Below are 14,169 nucleotides of genomic sequence, written 5' to 3' on the forward strand. Positions count from 1 at the left end.
CCCTTCTTTCAGCTTCCCGGATTGGCCGCCGCGATCAGGGCGTCGTCCATCTCGCGCGCCCGGATCGCCGCGGGCCGCTGGAACAGCCGGGCCGCATAGGCCTTGAAGGCGTCCCGCTCCGGCAGGCTCCTGAACTGCAGGCCCCAGCCGATCTGGCTGCCCAGATAGACATCCAGTGCGGTGAAGCGGTCGCCCAGCAGCCATGGGCCGCCACTGCTGGTCACCGCATGGTCAAGCGCATCGACCACCTGCTCGAAACTGCCGTAGCCTGCCATTCCGGCCTTGTCCGCCGGGGCCAGCAGGCCCAGCGATTTGGCCGTCACCGCCGCCTCGAGCGGACCGGCCCCGAAGAACATCCAGCGCAGGTAGGCGCCTCGCGCCGGGTCATCCAGCGCCGGGGCCAGACCCGCTTCGGGAAAGGCGTCGGCCAGCCAGGTGCAGATCGCGGCGCATTCCGTCACCGTCACCCCGCGATGCGTGATCGCCGGCACCTTTCCCATCGGATTGATCGCCAGATATTCGGGCGCCTTCATCGTCGTGCCGTAATCCAGAACCACGGTGCAGTACGGCTGGCCGACCTCCTCCAGCATCCAGCGCGCGATGCGGCCGCGCGACATGGGGTTGGTGTAAAGGACGATCTCGTCGGACTGGCTCACTGCGCTCTCCCTCGCGTTCCGACGTGAACGCTAACCCGAAGACGGCATGGAACAAAGACGAAACATTCTGCGGGGTCTGGTCGGCGGAGTTCTGCTTTGGGGTGCCGGGTCCGGGGCTGAAGCGCAGACTGCCTTCAGCTCACGCCGCATTGCAGTGACAACCCGCGGTCGAGGCCCGGACGTGCTGCTGATCCCCGGCCTGGCATCGACCGCCGAGGTCTGGCGTGGCGTGGCGGACCGGCTGGCCGGCAAGCGGCGACTTCACCTTGTCTCGGTCCGCGGGTTCGGCGACTTGCCTGCGGGCGCAAACGCCAGCGGCGGGGTCATGGCGGCGGTCGCCGCCGAGGTTCGGCGCTACATCACGGAGCAACGGCTGGAGCGGCCGGCCATCATCGGCCATTCCATGGGCGGCCAGCTGGGACTGCGCATCGCGGCGGACGCCGGTGCCCGCATTGGCCGTGTCATGGTGGTCGACTCCTCGCCGTTCTTTCCGGCCCTGATCAGCCCCCAGGCGACCGTTGGCGACGTCGAGCCGATCGCCCAGCTGGCCTTTCAGGCGATCCATTTCCTCGGCGACGAGGCCTTGCGTGCGCATGGGCGGCAGATGGGCCTGGAACTGGGCGGTGCCACCGATGCCGTGTTCGGGACGCTGGGCTGGCAGGGCGGCGACCGCCGCGTCCTGGCCCAATCCCTGTACGAGGTAATGACCGTCGACCTGCGTCGCCGCCTGCCCGACATCACGGCCCCGGTGACGGTTGTGTACGGCTGGAGTTCGGACGGAAACTCGCCGCGCAGCCGCACGGACAGCCTGTTCCGCGGTGCCTATGCGCGACTTCGAACTCCGGCGGCCTTCGTGCCGATCGCGGGGGCGGAGCATATGGTGATGATCGATCAGCCGACCCGGTTCATAGCGGCGGTGGACCGGTTCCTCGCCTGAGGCTCAGTCGGCGTCCGGCTGATTGTCCGGATGGGCGGCGATGAAGGCGGGATGAAGCGCTGCCGCCCCGTCGATAGCCAACAGGCGCGGGAAGGCGTCGACCGGCACGTTGAACCGGCGGGCCGAATAGATCTGCGGGATCAGATAGCAGTCGGCCAGGGTCGGGGTGTCGCCGAAACACCAGCCTGCGCCACGGCGGCCGACGAGTGCTTCCAGCGCCTCAAATCCGGGAACGATCCAGCGCGCGGCCCAGGCGTCCACGGCGGCCTGGTCGGCCCCGAAGGTCTCACGCAACGTCTTGCCGACGCGCAGATTGTTCAGCGGGTGAATGTCGCATCCGATCAGGGCGGCCATGGCGCGGACATGGGCCCGATCCACCGGGCCGGCGGGCAAAAGGGCCGGGGCGGGGTGGGTTTCCTCCAGCCATTCCAGAATGGCCGGGCTCTGGGTCAGGACCGCGCCGTCGACCTCCAGCGCGGGCACCATGCCCTGCGGATTGAGCGCAGCGAAGGCCGCCGACCGCTGGGCACCGGTGCGCAGGTCGATCCCCTGTTGCTCATAAGCGAGCCCCTTGAGCGCCAGGGCGATGCGGGTGCGGTAGGCGGCACCCGAACGCCAGTAGCCGTGCAGGATCATCGCGGCCTCACCGTGAAGCGCAGGGTTTGCAGGCCGCCGATCGTCGCCTCCACCCGGTCGCCGGGCTGAAGCGGGCCGACGCCCTCGGGCGTGCCGGTGAAGATCATGTCGCCGGGCCGGACATCCCACAACTCACGCGCCTTGGCGAGGATCTCGGCCGGGTTCCAGACCATGTCGTCGAGCCGGCCCGACTGGCGGGCCTCCCCGTTGACCGACAGGCCGATGGGCGCGGCGGGGTCCGGCAGGGCGCCGAGCGTCAGGGTGCCGCAGGGGGCCGACTGGTCGAACCCCTTGGCGGCGTCCCAAGGGCGGCCCTTTTCCTTGGCCGCCGCCTGGAGGTCGCGGCGGGTCAGGTCACAACCGACGGCCCAGCCGGCGATGCCGCCGTCTGCACCGATGGCGCAGACCAGTTCGACTTCATGGTGCAGATTGGCGGTCGCCGTCGGAAAGACCGGGTCGACGCCGTCGACGACGACGGCGTCCGCGGGTTTGGTGAAGAAGAAGGGCTCGGCACGCGCCTGACCCATCTCGCGGGCATGGGCAGCGTAGTTCTGACCCACGCAGAGAATGCGGCGGATCGGGAAGCGCTCGCTCTGGCCGGAGATCGGCAGCGAGGCAGTCGGCGCGGGGGGAAACAGCCAGTCGGTCATTCGCCCTGTCTATGCCCGGATGCGGCGCTTCGCCACCGTCTGCTGATGCTGCAATGCGGGAACCGTCACCGGACAGTGGCGTTCCGGCTCAGGGTTCTCTATCTAACCGTCAAGCTTGACGAACGGAGCGCGCATCATGGCGACGACCAAAACGGCACGGGCGACCGTGAAAGACGACATCAACACGCTCAAGGACGATCTCAAGGTGCTCGGCACCGAAGAGAAAGCCCGGCTGCGCGAGAAGGCGACGGCGGCGGAAGCCCGTTTGCGCGCCAAGGCGGCGGAAGCAGAAACCCGCCTGCGCGAAGAGGCCGATGTCCTGCGCGATCGGGCCCGCGGCTATTACGACACCGCCCGGGTGCGGGGTCAGGAATATTATGACGAGGCCAGCGAACGCTTCGACGAAGCGCAGCGCTATCTGGTCGAGCGGGTGCAGGAGCGCCCGATGCAGTCGACCGCCATCGCGCTCGGCGTCGGCGTCGTCCTTGGTCTGCTTCTCGCCGGTCGTCGGCGCTGATGCTCGGCAGCGGCATGGCCAGGGGTCTGGTCAAGAAGGCCGTCGCGGCCTCGGTCGCGGCGGGTGCCGCCCTGGTCGCCGTCCTCGCGCTCGGGGCGACGATCTTCTTCGCCCTGCAATTGGTTGTCGTGCCGTTGGCCGCCGCGGCGATCACCTTCCTCCTGTTCGCCGTGATCGCCCTGGCGGTTGCCCTGATCTTCGTCGCGCGCAGCGAGACGGAAGAAGAGGCGGATGAAGAGGACGTCTCGGGCCTCGGCCAGCGCGCCTATATGCTCTTCCGTCAGAGGCCCATCCTCGGCACCGTCGCTGCCCTTGCCGGCGGCTGGATCTTCCTGCGGAACCCGGCCCTGGCCACCATGGTGGCCGCGGCCTTCACCGAAAAATCCCACGGAAGTCGCCGGCGCCGCTGATACGGAACGGCATAGAAACAAACCGAAGAAGGCCGTGGTCGATCAGACCGCGGCCTTTTCCATTTGTCCGGCCTCGTTGGGATCCGGCGCCGTAGCGATCCGCCGGGTGTCCTGTCTGCGCGGCAGCTTCCAGGTCTGGTCGGGCTCGAACCGGTCACCGGTCCAGGCCACGGCAGTAACGGTGATGTGGTGGGCATCCCAGTCGATCTGGTTGAAACTGGGAGGCGCGCCCCTCTCCCGATGCGAAAGCGTCCCGCATCCGACAGCGTAGGAGCAATGATCGCCGAGGCTGATCGGCAGGGCAAACGGGACGTGGACATGGCCGGTGGTGATCAGATCAACCCCGGCCTCGGCGAAGATCAGGGCCGCCGCGTCACCGCGCTTGACGTCGCCGGTCATGGGCGTGCCGATCATCTCGACCAGCGGATGGTGGCAGGCGAGCACCCGCAGCGCGCCGACCGGCGCCTGACGCAGCGCCTCTGCGGCCCTGCGGGTCTGATCCAGATCGATGACGCCCTTGGACCAGTTGGCCCGCGCCTGCCATCCGCGCGCGGTGACAACCCCGCGCACCATCAGATTCGGGCTGAGGAACTGATGATCGTGCGCCGGGTGGCCGGTGGCGCGCTCGAACGCCTTCCAAGGGCTGAAAACACGCGCCAGCAGGCTCCAGTAGGGGACGTCGTGATTGCCGACGATGACGAAGCGCGGGTCCGGCATGGCCGCAATCCAGCGACCCGCCGCCTCGAATTCATCGGGCAATCCCTGCTGGGTGATGTCGCCCGTAATCAGGACAAGGTCATGCGCCGTGCCATGCGCGTAGTCCAGGGCAGCCGCGCAGGCATGCTGATGCTCGCATCCGAAATGAATGTCCGAGAACTGGAGGATGCGCCCCACTAGACGGCACCCTCCGCGGCCGGCGGGTTCGGAGCCAGTGCGCGGAAAGCCGTGCGGATGAAACGCACCTTGGCCTCGTGCCGCAGCAACGCCGGCTCGCCGTCGATCACGGCGGGGATGCGGGACCGGGCGCGGATGGTCGCCTGCTGGATCGCCTTGGTCGTCACGGCCGGATCCTGACGCCAGTCGTCGAACACGGCGTGGGCGGCGAGACGGAAGGCCTGCATCGCATCGGCCGGATTCATGGCAGCGGCCTCCAGCCCCGTATGCTCGTCCATCGCCTTTGAGATCATCGGGCTTATCAGGACAAGCGCCTCGGCGCGGCGATCAGTGCGTCCATCGAGCGAAAAACGCAGACGGCCGGAGAAGGCGCGCTTCAGCGCCCGGCGTCCGTAAGCCCAGGCCAGGCCAAATTTGCCCTCGCGAACCGCCTCGCGGGCAGGTGCCCAGAGGGCCGGCGCGCCCAGGATAGCGGCGCAATAAAAGGCCTGTTTGAAGCGCCCGTCGGTGACCTCGCCACCGGCGACACGCTGCGGCGCGCCTTCTTCAAGCGCGCGCCTCAGGGCGACCTTCCAGTCAGCGGTGCCATACAGGGCGCGAGGCAGCATGTTCATCGTGCCGCCCGGCAGCGGGGCCACCAGGGGGCCGTCGGCTCCGGCCCGGGAGGCTATGGTGCCCGCCGTTCCGTCTCCCGCAAGGACGAACAGTGCATCCGGGCAGGCATCGAGCGCCTGCTGGACCTGGCTGTCGAACTGGCCACCCTCAAGCGCGACGACAGTCGCCTCCAGAGCATAGTCGGCGAGGATCGCGGCAGCCTCGTCCGCGGCATTGGGACCGACCCCCCCGGACAGGGGGTTCACCAGCATGATGACCCGCTCCAGGGCAACATGCGGTGTCAGAACATGCGACTCAGAGACCTCGGTTCCCACCTCGGTCCCGGGATCAGTTTCAGGCGCTGCGGTATCAGTCATGTCGCCCGAACGTCCCGACCGGAACGATGTTCCGACCGGGATCGATCAAGCGTGACTATTGTTTCTTCATCTCGTCAGAAGCCGCTGCCGCTCCGGCCTGGGCGACGTCGCCGGCCTTCTCGGCAGCCGCGCCCGCCGCCGTGGCGGCTTCGTCAGCAACCTCGGGCGCTTCGCCCTTGACCATGGAAACACCCTTGGTGATCCAGCCGTCCATCATCGCGCCGCCCTCAGCGAGCGACTGCTCCTTGACGCCCAGCACGGCGGTCAGAACGCCGAAGAGGGCCAGCAGGGTCACGAGGATCCCTACGATCGGATTGCCCGAACGCCGCTTGGTGCGGGCCCATACCGGGCTGTGCTCGCCGTCGTCCGCCATGCGGACCGGTTCAGAAAAACGCATACGATACCCCCGTCTCAACTCAGAAAATCGAGGCCGCACCCTCCGGACGACGCCGATTGAAGCCTGATGCAGGCTTGGGCTAGAACATAGCGCGGGAACCGCAACGCTTATCCAGCGTTCTCACCCGTGGGGCGAACCTGAGGGATGAAGGAAATATCCATGAACAAGGCAATCATCGCGATCGCCGGCGCCGGACTTCTGGTCAGCGCCTGCGCGACAGACGAATACGGCAATCCCAGCCAGGCGGCCCGTCAGGGTGCCATCGGTGCCGGCATCGGTGCCGTCGCCGGTGCCATCATCGGCAATAACGTCGGCGACGGCAACGCCGGTCGCGGCGCGGCTATCGGTGCCGTTGTCGGCGGCGTCGCCGGCGCGGTGCGTGGTTCGCAACAGGACCGCGCCAACCAGCAACGCTACCGCGACAGCCAGAACCGGTACTACTATTGCTACGACGGTCGTCAGGACGAGTGTTACTGGGAAAACGGTCAGCGTCGCTACTAGGCGCGGGCTGGTTGACTGAAAATCAGGGCGGTTCGTCGAGAGGCGGACCGCCCTTTTCTTGAGCTGTGAGGGGTTGGACATGAAGCGATTGATCGGGGTTGCCGGGCTGGCTGTGGCGGTCGGGCTGTCCGGGTGCGACGTGACGCGGTTCATGGATCGCAGCGCGGTGGTGACCGAGCCGTCGCCCTGCACGGCGAAGCGGTTCGAGGTCTATTTCGCCGACAGCGAGGCGCGGCTGACCGAGCCGGCGCGTCAGGCGATCGGCATGGCGGCGGCGCAGCTGCAGGGCTGTGATATCCGCAAGGTGCAGGTGCTGGGTCTGGCCGACGCGCGCGGCGGGGCGACGGCGAACCTGAGCCTGTCGGAGCGCCGGGCCCAGGCGGTGGCCGAGGCCCTGACCGCGGCCGGCTGGCCCGCCCCGGCGTTCGAGGTGGAAGCCGGCGGCGACGAGGGTGCCGTGACCGACGCGGGGGTGCGCGAGCCCATGCGCCGCCGCACCGAGGTGCTGGTCGACGCCGCGCCACGCTGAAATCTTTCCGGGCGCGACGCCGCACCACTCCAAGCAGGCAGTGACGGAGCCGGGTGCGGACGGCTAAGGTCCGCGCGACCGTCTCCGGAGGCCGCGTGAACCATCTCGTTCGATTGTTGATCCTTGTGGCTGTGAGCCTGTGGCCGATCGCGGCCATGGCCCAGCCGGCGGCGGAGTCCGGCCCGCAGCGCACCGAACGGATCGAGGCCGAACTGGTCCCGATGTCGGCCTGGGCGGCCCCCGGTTCGACGGCCGTGGTGGCGGTGAAACAGACGATCCAGCCCGGCTGGCACACCTACTGGCGCAATCCGGGCGATTCCGGCGGGGCCACCACCCTGACATGGACCCTGCCGCAGGGCGTGCGGGCCGGCGACATTGTCTGGCCCCTGCCCGAGCGCCAGCGCATCGCCGGGCTGATGAACTACGGCTATTCCGGCGAAGTCTGGCTGCCGGTCACCATCGAGGTTCCGGCCTCGGCCCGGGCCGGGTCGGTGCTGCCGCTGACGGTCAAGGCCGCCTTCTTCGTCTGCAGCGCCGAAATGTGCGTGCCCGAGGACCTGACCCTGCGGCTGGACCTGCCGGTCCGGGAGGGGGCCGCGCCGCTGGACCGCCGCCACGGCGCCGCCATCACGACGGTGCTGGAGCAGGCCCCGCGACCGGCCGGGCTGGAAGCGCGGATCGCGCTTCAGGACGGCATCCTGACGCTTTCGGCCGCGGGCGGACCGCTGGCGGGCCGCGACCCGGGCCCGAGCTATTTCTTCCCCTTCACCGGCGGCGTCATCGACCATCCGGCAGCCCAGACGGGCACGTGGGGCCCGCAGGGGCTGACCCTGCGGCTGTCGCCAGGCGGCGAGACCCGGGCGGCCGGGCTGGCCGGTCCGGTCGAGGGCGTGCTGGTCACCACCCACGGGACCTGGGAAATCCGGGCCGAGGCCGGAACGCCTCTTGCCGGAACAAGCGGATCCGGCACCCTGGCCGCCGCGGGGGACGGGCCCACCGACGCGCCCGGGCCCGCGTCGGACACCAGCCCGGCGCTCTTCGTCCAGGCCCTGCTGTTCGCCATCCTCGGCGGCCTGATCCTGAACCTGATGCCCTGCGTCTTCCCGATCCTGGCGATGAAGGCGGCCTCGCTGGCGGCCTCGGCGCATGACCCGCGCCACGCCCGGCGCGACGGCCTGGCCTTCCTCGCCGGCGTCCTGACCACCTTCCTGCTACTGGCCGGGGGACTGCTGGCGCTGCGGGCGACGGGCGAGGCGGTCGGCTGGGGCTTCCAGCTGCAGTCGCCGCCGGTGACGGCCGGGCTGGCCCTGCTGATCCTCGCCGTGGCCCTGAACCTGTCGGGCGTCTTCCATGTCGGCGGCGGCCTGCAGGGTGCCGGAGCGGGACCGCTGTCGCGCCTGCCCGGTGGCCTCGGCGCCTTCTTCACCGGGGCTCTGGCGGTGATCGTGGCCGCGCCCTGCACCGCCCCCTTCATGGCCTTTGCGCTGGGGGCGGCGCTGGTCATGCCCTGGCCGATGGCGCTGCTGGTCTTCCTCGGGCTGGGGCTCGGCCTCGCCCTGCCCTTCGTCGCGGTCAGCCTGTCGCCCGGCCTGCTGGCGAAACTGCCGCGGCCCGGACCCTGGATGGAGCGGCTCAAGAACCTGCTGGCCTTCCCCATGTACGCCACCGCCCTTTGGCTGGCCTGGGTGTTCAGCCGCCAGACGGGAGCCGAGGCCCTCGGCCTGCTGTTCGCCGCGGGCCTGCTGCTGGCGCTGGGGGCCTGGCTGATCGGCTGCGGCCAGACCGAGCGCGGCTTCGGACGGCGCGGGGTGTTCCATCTGACCGCCGGCGTCGCGGCGCTTCTGCTGGCCGGCGCGGCGTTGATCCTCGCGGCCCGCGCCCCCGCCGAGGCCGCAGGTTCGGCCGCGGTGGTCGAGGGTGCGGGACCGACCAGCGCGCCCTGGTCCACGGCGGCGGTCCAGGCCGCCCTGGCCGAAGGACGACCCGTACTGGTCAATTTCACCGCCGACTGGTGCGTGACCTGCAAGATCAATGAACGGACGTCGCTGTCCACGGCGGGCGTGAAGGCGGCGATCGAGGGTTCGAACGCCGTCTATCTGGTCGGGGACTGGACCCGCCGCGACGACGCCATCACCGCCGAACTGCAGCGCCACGGGCGGTCGGGGGTACCGTTGTATCTGCTGTATTCACCGGGCTCGGCCGAGCCGCGCGTGTTGCCGCAGCTGCTCACCGAGGGGGTGGTGGTGGAGGCGTTGAAAGGTGGATGAACCCTCTCCCGTTGGGAGAGGGCTTGAGCGCCCGGGAGCGCAGCGATCGGTTGCGCGAAAGGGTGTGGGTCGGGTGGCGGCATTCGGCGTCAGCCGTGTCGCTGTCGGGAGCGGCGGCTTCGCCGAGGGATAGAGCCGACCCACATCCGGCCCTTCGGGCCACCTTCTCCCAATGGGAGAAGGAAACGAGTTAGAGAGCCAGCCCGCGAGCATGTTCGCGTATCGCAGCGATGATCCGTTCGGGCGAAGAGAGCGCTTCCCCGTTGCTGAATCGCAGGACGGTCCAGCCGAGGCTTTCCAGCTCCACTTGCCTGAGGTGGTCCCTCAGCACGACATCATCCCGTTCGTGAACGCCGCCGTCGATCTCCAGGACGAGCCGAAGGCGGTCGCAGGCGAAGTCGGCGAAGTAGCGGCCGATCGGGTGTTGGCGGCGGAAGCGGTGGCCGTCGATCTTCCCGCCGCGGAGCCGCTGCCATAACCGACGCTCCGCCAGACCGGCGGACTGACGTTGAGCGCGCGCGAAAGCTGTTCTCTGGCCAGCCATCGCACAACTATAGATTAATTCAGTGAATGCGTCAGCATCCCTCTCCCGGTGGGAGAGGGCTTGAGCGCCCAAGAGCGCAGCGATTGGTCGCGCGAAAGGGTGTGGGTTGGGTGGCGGCATTCGGCGTCAGCCGTGTCGCTGTCGGGAGCGGCGGCTTCGCCGACGGATAGAGCCGACCCACATCCGCCCCTTCGGGGCACCTTCTCCCAATGGGAGAAGGATCAGGTTTTCTCAACACGGCCACCCCTCCGCCGCCCCATGAGGAAGGCCGGCGTCCTCGCGCCAGGCGTCGCGGTTGGCCTGCAGGGTCACCTCGTCGAGGTAGGACAAGGGGTGCAGCCAGCCTGACTCGCTCCAGAAGGCCGCGGTCCAGCCGTGCCGGGCCGCCCAGGCCCGGTCGCGGGCCGCCTGATCGGGCGGAAGGTTCTCCGCTCTCCATTCCAGCACGAAACCGAGGTGCCAGACGGGAACCTGCTCCAGCGGGCCGCCCCGCATCGCCTCGGCCAGATTGGCCGCGAGCAGCCGCGTCTCTTCAAGCTGATATTCGAAAGCGGCCTGTTTGCGCCGGGCGTAGTGGTCCCAGCCTTCCGGCGGCTCCGGATCCGGATCGGCGGTCACGCGCCGCTTCCAGCCTTCCGACGCCCGGCGTTTCCACAGATTGGCAAGACCCACGTCATAGCGTTGCGCCAGCGAGGCCGCGGTCTCGCCCGCCTCCCAGGCCCGGCGCACCGCGCGCCAGGTGTCTTCGCACCGGAGTTTTCGGGGGCGACCCTCATACATGAATGCAGGATCAGGCACCGCTGCGTCAGAATCGGTCGTGCTGAATACTGATCCCTCTCCCGGTGGGAGAGGGCTTGAGCGCCCAAGAGCGTAGCGATTGGTCGCGTGAAAGGGTGTGGGTCGAGTGACGGCCTTCGGCGAATGCCGTGTCGCTGTCGGGAGCCGCGGCTTACGCCGAAGGATAGAGCCGACCCACATCCGGCCCTTCGGGCCACCTTCTCCCAATGGGAGAAGGGACCGGATCTACACTTCCGGCTGCGGGGGCGCGGTGATGACTTCGACGTTGTCGTTCAGAAGGTAGTGGAGTTCGTCGAGGGCGACGCGGCGTTCGGCGGGGGTGGTGGCGGCCTCGACGGCGGCGATCTTGACCGGGATGTCCTCGGAAATGCCGCGCAGGATGCATTTCAGGTCGCCGTCCGTGCCCCGGTCCTTGAGGATGACATGACCCTGCATATCGAGGGCGGCCAGTTCGGCGGCGTGGGCGCGGAAGCCGGTGAAGGCCTCGCCCGCCGCGAAGTCGGACTGATCCATCACCCCGGCGTCGATCCAGCCCTGGACCACGCCCTTGAGGGCGCCGGAGCGGGCGACGATGTCAGCGAACAGGGGCTCACCCGCGACCGAAACCGGCGCGTCGGCGGCCGGCGGCGGCAGGGCCGCGGCCAGGGCGATATTGGGATCGGAGAGCAGCAGGGAGACCGCCAGGGCGACGCCGCAGGACATGGCTAACCTCATATAGTTGGCCGAATCGCGGATTCGGCGTTGAACCGGCTTACGCCCGACCCGTAAACGAGGGTTTACCTTTCCGAATTTCGAGCTCGCCCGATGACCGCCCGCACCCAGGCCCTCGACATGCTTCGCGGCGTTGCCCGCAAGGACGCCGACGGACGCATTCTGCACCAGTTCGCGACCGATCCCGGCCGCGTCGACCGCATGGGGGTGGAGGCCGCAGGCCTGTATCTGGACCTGTCGAAACAGGCCTGGAGCGCGGAGGGGTTCGAGGCCGCGCTGGATCTGGCCCGGACCTGTGACGTCGAGGGGCGGCGCAACGCCCTGTTCAGCGGCGAGGCGGTCAACAATACGGAAGGCCGCGCGGTGCTGCATCCGGCGCTGCGGGCCGCCGATGACGCGGATTTCCGCGCGCTCGGCGAACCCGTGTCCGCCGAGGTCGCCGCGGCGCGCAAGGCCATGGCCCGGTTCGCGACCGACATCGGCTCGGGGGCCGAAGGGGGTGGCACCAACCAGCCGTTCACGGCCATCGTCCATATCGGCATCGGCGGGTCGGACCTGGGGCCGCGGCTGTTGTGGGACGCCCTGCGGCCGCTGGAGCCGGTCATCGACCTGAGGTTCGTGGCCAATATCGACCCGCGCGAGATGGGCGAGGCCCTGGCCGGGCTGGACCCCGAGACGACGCTGGTGGTGGTCGTGTCCAAGACCTTCACGACGCAGGAAACCCTGGCCAATGCCGAGCTGGCCAAGGCCTGGCTGGCCGAGAGCCTGTCGCCCAAGCGGATGGTGCATCACCTGATCGGAGTGACGGCGGCACCGGACAAGGCCGCGGCCTGGGGCTGCGGCCGGACCTTCGCCTTCCGCGACTGGGTCGGGGGGCGATACTCGCTGTGGTCGGCGGTCAGCCTGTCGGTGGCGGTGGCCCTGGGCTGGGATGTGTTCGAGCGGCTGCTGAACGGCGCCCGGGCCATGGACGAGCATTTCCTCTCGGCCGATCTGGAGCGGAACGCCCCGGTGTTGCTGGCCCTGGCCCAGATCTACAATGTCGAGGGCCGCGGCCGCATGGCCCGGACCGTCGCCCCCTATGCCCACGGCCTGCGCCGGCTGCCGGCCTTCCTGCAGCAGCTGGAGATGGAGTCGAACGGCAAGCGGGTGAGGCGCGACGGCTCGCCCGTCGACACCGCCACCAGCCCGATCGTCTTCGGCGAGCCGGGCACCAACGGCCAGCACGCCTTCTTCCAGCAGATCCATCAGGGGCCGCAGGTGGTGCCGGCGGAGTTCATCGTCGTGGGCCATACCTCCGAGGGGGCCATGGACGCGCGCGAGGGCGACGCCCCGCTGTGGTCCAATGCCCTGGCCCAGGCCCAGGCGCTGATGGTCGGCAAGACGGAGGCCGAGGCCCGGGCCGAGCTGATCGCGGCGGGGGCGGACGCGGCCGAGGCTGACCGGCTGGCCCCGCACAAGACCTTCCCCGGCGATCGCCCGTCGACGACGATCCTGATGGACGCCCTGAGCCCCGAAGCGGTCGGCGCCCTGATCGCCCTCTATGAGCACAAGACCTTCGTCGAGGGGGTGATCCAGGACATCAACAGCTTCGACCAGTGGGGCGTGGAGCTGGGCAAGGCGCTGGCGAAGGTCGTGCTGAAGGATGTGGCGGCAGGAGAACCGTCAGCGGGGCTGGATCCGTCGACGGCGGAGCTGATGAAGCGGCTGATGGTCTAGGGCGCAGCAGGGAGCGTCCGTTTCGGCGGTCCCGGTTGCCTGACATCCATGAGGGCAAGCCGGGCCGGCCTCCGCCGAACTATTCCGGCTCGCCCGGTTCATCGTCGTTGCTTGCCGGGCCAGGCGCGCGCGTTGCCGTGCCTTCATCCGCGTCGGCCGGCGGCTCTGCAGGAGCGGGCTCCGGGTTGTTCGCAGGCGGGTCCGTGGCCTCATCTTCAGACGCGTCGCGGAGCGAGCCGCCAGCAGGGGTCCCGCAGTTGTTGGTGGACCCTTCGCACCTCATATTGGCCTTGCCACCATTGAGCTCGTCGGCCCTTTGTGCCCAGACCGGGCCGCCGATCGCCAGCGCCGCGACAGCGACCGTGAGGCTCAATGCAAACCTTGAGGATTTCGGCAGACGCGAGGCCATAAGACCGCTCCGTTTTGAATGCGCTCCAGACGCATGGCCCGGCGAGGGGCCGCCCGGGCAAAAGAGGCTGGATGCCGGAAAGGGGCAAGTCAAGTTGACCCGCCCGGTCCTGACCGTCGGCCGACCGGCGGAAGGGATGGAGACTACCAGCGGCGCTCGTAGCGGTAGTCGCGGTCATCGCGGCGGTAGTCGCGGCGATCCCGGCGGTCGTCGCGACGGTCATAGCGGTCGTAGCGATCGCGGCTGTTGATGCCGTGTTCCCGCTCCCAGTGGCCCAGGTTCCGGTAGCAGCGGCCGCCGCGGTAGTAGCCGCAGTCGTCATCGCCCGAGCTCGCGCCCAGCGCCGCGCCGGCGAGGGCGCCGCCGGCGACATAGGAGCCGTCGCCGTCGCCGATCAGGGCCCCGGCCAGGGCACCGATGGCGGCGCCGATCAGGACATCCTCGGTGCGGTCGCTGTCACGGTCGCGGTCCCGGTCGCGATGACGGCTCTGGGCGTCGGCCGGGCTGGCGGCCATCAGGCTCAGGGCCATGGCGCCGATCACGGCCGGCGCAGCGAGAGCGATCTTCGAAAACGTCTTCATGGTCGGGCCCCTTGGTGATTGCTGCGGCGGATGCGCCAAGCT

At 69.3% G+C, this 14,169-nt stretch carries 18 protein-coding genes; 7 read left to right on the plus strand and 11 right to left on the minus strand.

Annotation, left to right across the window (positions count from 1 at the left end; translation table 11 throughout):
* Positions 1–8 precede the first annotated feature (8 nt).
* On the minus strand, positions 9–656 hold the full coding sequence (locus KB221_00515) for a glutathione S-transferase family protein (GenBank protein WIY69522.1): 648 nt from the start codon (positions 654–656) through the stop codon (positions 9–11).
* Positions 657–837: 181 nt separating this feature from the next.
* Between KB221_00515 and KB221_00520 the strand changes: the two genes are divergently transcribed.
* Positions 838–1,593, plus strand: coding sequence for an alpha/beta hydrolase (locus KB221_00520; GenBank protein ID WIY69523.1), 756 nt, complete (start codon positions 838–840; stop codon positions 1,591–1,593).
* Positions 1,594–1,596: 3 nt separating this feature from the next.
* Here the strand turns inward: KB221_00520 and maiA are convergent, their stop codons facing one another.
* Positions 1,597–2,229 carry a maleylacetoacetate isomerase gene (gene maiA, locus KB221_00525; GenBank protein ID WIY69524.1) on the minus strand — a complete coding sequence of 211 codons (633 nt, stop codon included), beginning with the start codon at positions 2,227–2,229 and terminating at the stop codon, positions 1,597–1,599.
* Complete coding sequence (locus tag KB221_00530) at positions 2,226–2,879, minus strand: fumarylacetoacetate hydrolase family protein (GenBank protein WIY69525.1); 654 nt, start codon at positions 2,877–2,879, stop codon at positions 2,226–2,228. The genes maiA and KB221_00530 overlap by 4 nt, the downstream gene beginning before the upstream one ends.
* Positions 2,880–3,015: 136 nt before the next feature.
* Here KB221_00530 and KB221_00535 point away from each other — a divergent pair, with 136 nt between their 5' ends.
* Both KB221_00535 and KB221_00540 read left to right on the plus strand, forming a co-directional pair.
* Complete coding sequence (locus KB221_00535; GenBank protein WIY69526.1) at positions 3,016–3,396, plus strand: DUF883 domain-containing protein; 381 nt, start codon at positions 3,016–3,018, stop codon at positions 3,394–3,396.
* Positions 3,396–3,806: a hypothetical protein gene (locus KB221_00540; protein ID WIY69527.1), complete on the plus strand. Its 411-nt coding sequence runs from the start codon at positions 3,396–3,398 to the stop codon at positions 3,804–3,806. Before KB221_00535 ends, KB221_00540 begins: the two co-directional genes overlap by 1 nt.
* A 42-nt stretch (positions 3,807–3,848) precedes the next feature.
* Here KB221_00540 and KB221_00545 read toward each other — a convergent pair whose 3' ends face one another.
* From KB221_00545 to KB221_00555, 3 genes are read right to left on the minus strand one after another with little or no spacing between them, the layout of a single operon-like run.
* Complete coding sequence (locus tag KB221_00545; protein WIY69528.1) at positions 3,849–4,700, minus strand: metallophosphoesterase; 852 nt, start codon at positions 4,698–4,700, stop codon at positions 3,849–3,851.
* Positions 4,700–5,671: a diacylglycerol kinase family protein gene (locus tag KB221_00550; protein ID WIY69529.1), complete on the minus strand. Its 972-nt coding sequence runs from the start codon at positions 5,669–5,671 to the stop codon at positions 4,700–4,702. Before KB221_00550 ends, KB221_00545 begins: the two co-directional genes overlap by 1 nt.
* Before the next feature lie 55 nt (positions 5,672–5,726).
* A complete protein-coding gene (locus tag KB221_00555) occupies positions 5,727–6,068 on the minus strand; it encodes a hypothetical protein (protein ID WIY69530.1) in 342 nt (113 codons plus the stop codon).
* A gap of 159 nt (positions 6,069–6,227) precedes the next feature.
* On the opposite strand from KB221_00555, the gene KB221_00560 reads away from it, so the two are divergent.
* From KB221_00560 to KB221_00570, 3 genes are all read left to right on the plus strand, one after another.
* The gene (locus tag KB221_00560) at positions 6,228–6,569 is read left to right on the plus strand and encodes a glycine zipper domain-containing protein (protein WIY69531.1); all 342 of its coding nucleotides are present in this window, start codon (positions 6,228–6,230) and stop codon (positions 6,567–6,569) included.
* Between the two features lie 79 nt (positions 6,570–6,648).
* On the plus strand, positions 6,649–7,098 hold the full coding sequence (locus tag KB221_00565) for an OmpA family protein (GenBank protein WIY69532.1): 450 nt from the start codon (positions 6,649–6,651) through the stop codon (positions 7,096–7,098).
* Positions 7,099–7,253: 155 nt separating this feature from the next.
* On the plus strand, positions 7,254–9,365 hold the full coding sequence (locus KB221_00570; GenBank protein ID WIY70953.1) for a protein-disulfide reductase DsbD family protein: 2,112 nt from the start codon (positions 7,254–7,256) through the stop codon (positions 9,363–9,365).
* Positions 9,366–9,555: 190 nt separating this feature from the next.
* On the opposite strand, the gene KB221_00575 is transcribed toward KB221_00570, so the two are convergent.
* The 3 genes from KB221_00575 to KB221_00585 all read right to left on the minus strand — a co-directional run bounded on the left by KB221_00575 (position 9,556) and on the right by KB221_00585 (position 11,409).
* Positions 9,556–9,909, minus strand: coding sequence for an endonuclease domain-containing protein (locus tag KB221_00575; GenBank protein ID WIY69533.1), 354 nt, complete (start codon positions 9,907–9,909; stop codon positions 9,556–9,558).
* Between the two features lie 231 nt (positions 9,910–10,140).
* A complete protein-coding gene (locus KB221_00580) occupies positions 10,141–10,707 on the minus strand; it encodes a hypothetical protein (GenBank protein WIY69534.1) in 567 nt (188 codons plus the stop codon).
* 225 nt (positions 10,708–10,932) lie between these two features.
* Positions 10,933–11,409 (minus strand): hypothetical protein, encoded by a 477-nt coding sequence (locus KB221_00585; protein ID WIY69535.1) that lies wholly within the window; start codon positions 11,407–11,409, stop codon positions 10,933–10,935.
* A 102-nt stretch (positions 11,410–11,511) separates the two neighbouring features.
* Between KB221_00585 and pgi the strand changes: the two genes are divergently transcribed.
* Positions 11,512–13,137 carry a glucose-6-phosphate isomerase gene (gene pgi / locus KB221_00590; protein ID WIY69536.1) on the plus strand — a complete coding sequence of 542 codons (1,626 nt, stop codon included), beginning with the start codon at positions 11,512–11,514 and terminating at the stop codon, positions 13,135–13,137.
* Positions 13,138–13,216: 79 nt separating this feature from the next.
* On the opposite strand, the gene KB221_00595 is transcribed toward pgi, so the two are convergent.
* On the minus strand, positions 13,217–13,546 hold the full coding sequence (locus KB221_00595; GenBank protein ID WIY69537.1) for a hypothetical protein: 330 nt from the start codon (positions 13,544–13,546) through the stop codon (positions 13,217–13,219).
* Between the two features lie 143 nt (positions 13,547–13,689).
* A complete protein-coding gene (locus KB221_00600; protein WIY69538.1) occupies positions 13,690–14,127 on the minus strand; it encodes a hypothetical protein in 438 nt (145 codons plus the stop codon).
* Positions 14,128–14,169 lie beyond the last annotated feature (42 nt).

This window comes from Aquidulcibacter paucihalophilus (assembly GCA_030285985.1).
Taxonomy (GTDB): domain Bacteria; phylum Pseudomonadota; class Alphaproteobacteria; order Caulobacterales; family Caulobacteraceae; genus Brevundimonas.

What these genes read in the sequence shown, in the direction of transcription:
- maiA (WIY69524.1), bottom strand. Translation starts at nt 2,229, where the DNA reads ATGATCCTGCACGGCTACTGGCGTTCGGGTGCCGCCTACCGCACCCGC.
- KB221_00530 (WIY69525.1), bottom strand. Translation starts at nt 2,879, where the DNA reads ATGACCGACTGGCTGTTTCCCCCCGCGCCGACTGCCTCGCTGCCGATC.
- KB221_00535 (WIY69526.1), top strand. Translation starts at nt 3,016, where the DNA reads ATGGCGACGACCAAAACGGCACGGGCGACCGTGAAAGACGACATCAAC.
- KB221_00540 (WIY69527.1), top strand. Translation starts at nt 3,396, where the DNA reads ATGCTCGGCAGCGGCATGGCCAGGGGTCTGGTCAAGAAGGCCGTCGCG.
- KB221_00550 (WIY69529.1), bottom strand. Translation starts at nt 5,671, where the DNA reads ATGACTGATACCGCAGCGCCTGAAACTGATCCCGGGACCGAGGTGGGA.
- KB221_00555 (WIY69530.1), bottom strand. Translation starts at nt 6,068, where the DNA reads ATGCGTTTTTCTGAACCGGTCCGCATGGCGGACGACGGCGAGCACAGC.
- KB221_00560 (WIY69531.1), top strand. Translation starts at nt 6,228, where the DNA reads ATGAACAAGGCAATCATCGCGATCGCCGGCGCCGGACTTCTGGTCAGC.
- KB221_00565 (WIY69532.1), top strand. Translation starts at nt 6,649, where the DNA reads ATGAAGCGATTGATCGGGGTTGCCGGGCTGGCTGTGGCGGTCGGGCTG.
- KB221_00570 (WIY70953.1), top strand. Translation starts at nt 7,254, where the DNA reads ATGGCCCAGCCGGCGGCGGAGTCCGGCCCGCAGCGCACCGAACGGATC.
- KB221_00575 (WIY69533.1), bottom strand. Translation starts at nt 9,909, where the DNA reads ATGGCTGGCCAGAGAACAGCTTTCGCGCGCGCTCAACGTCAGTCCGCC.
- KB221_00585 (WIY69535.1), bottom strand. Translation starts at nt 11,409, where the DNA reads ATGTCCTGCGGCGTCGCCCTGGCGGTCTCCCTGCTGCTCTCCGATCCC.
- pgi (WIY69536.1), top strand. Translation starts at nt 11,512, where the DNA reads ATGACCGCCCGCACCCAGGCCCTCGACATGCTTCGCGGCGTTGCCCGC.
- KB221_00595 (WIY69537.1), bottom strand. Translation starts at nt 13,546, where the DNA reads ATGGCCTCGCGTCTGCCGAAATCCTCAAGGTTTGCATTGAGCCTCACG.
- KB221_00600 (WIY69538.1), bottom strand. Translation starts at nt 14,127, where the DNA reads ATGAAGACGTTTTCGAAGATCGCTCTCGCTGCGCCGGCCGTGATCGGC.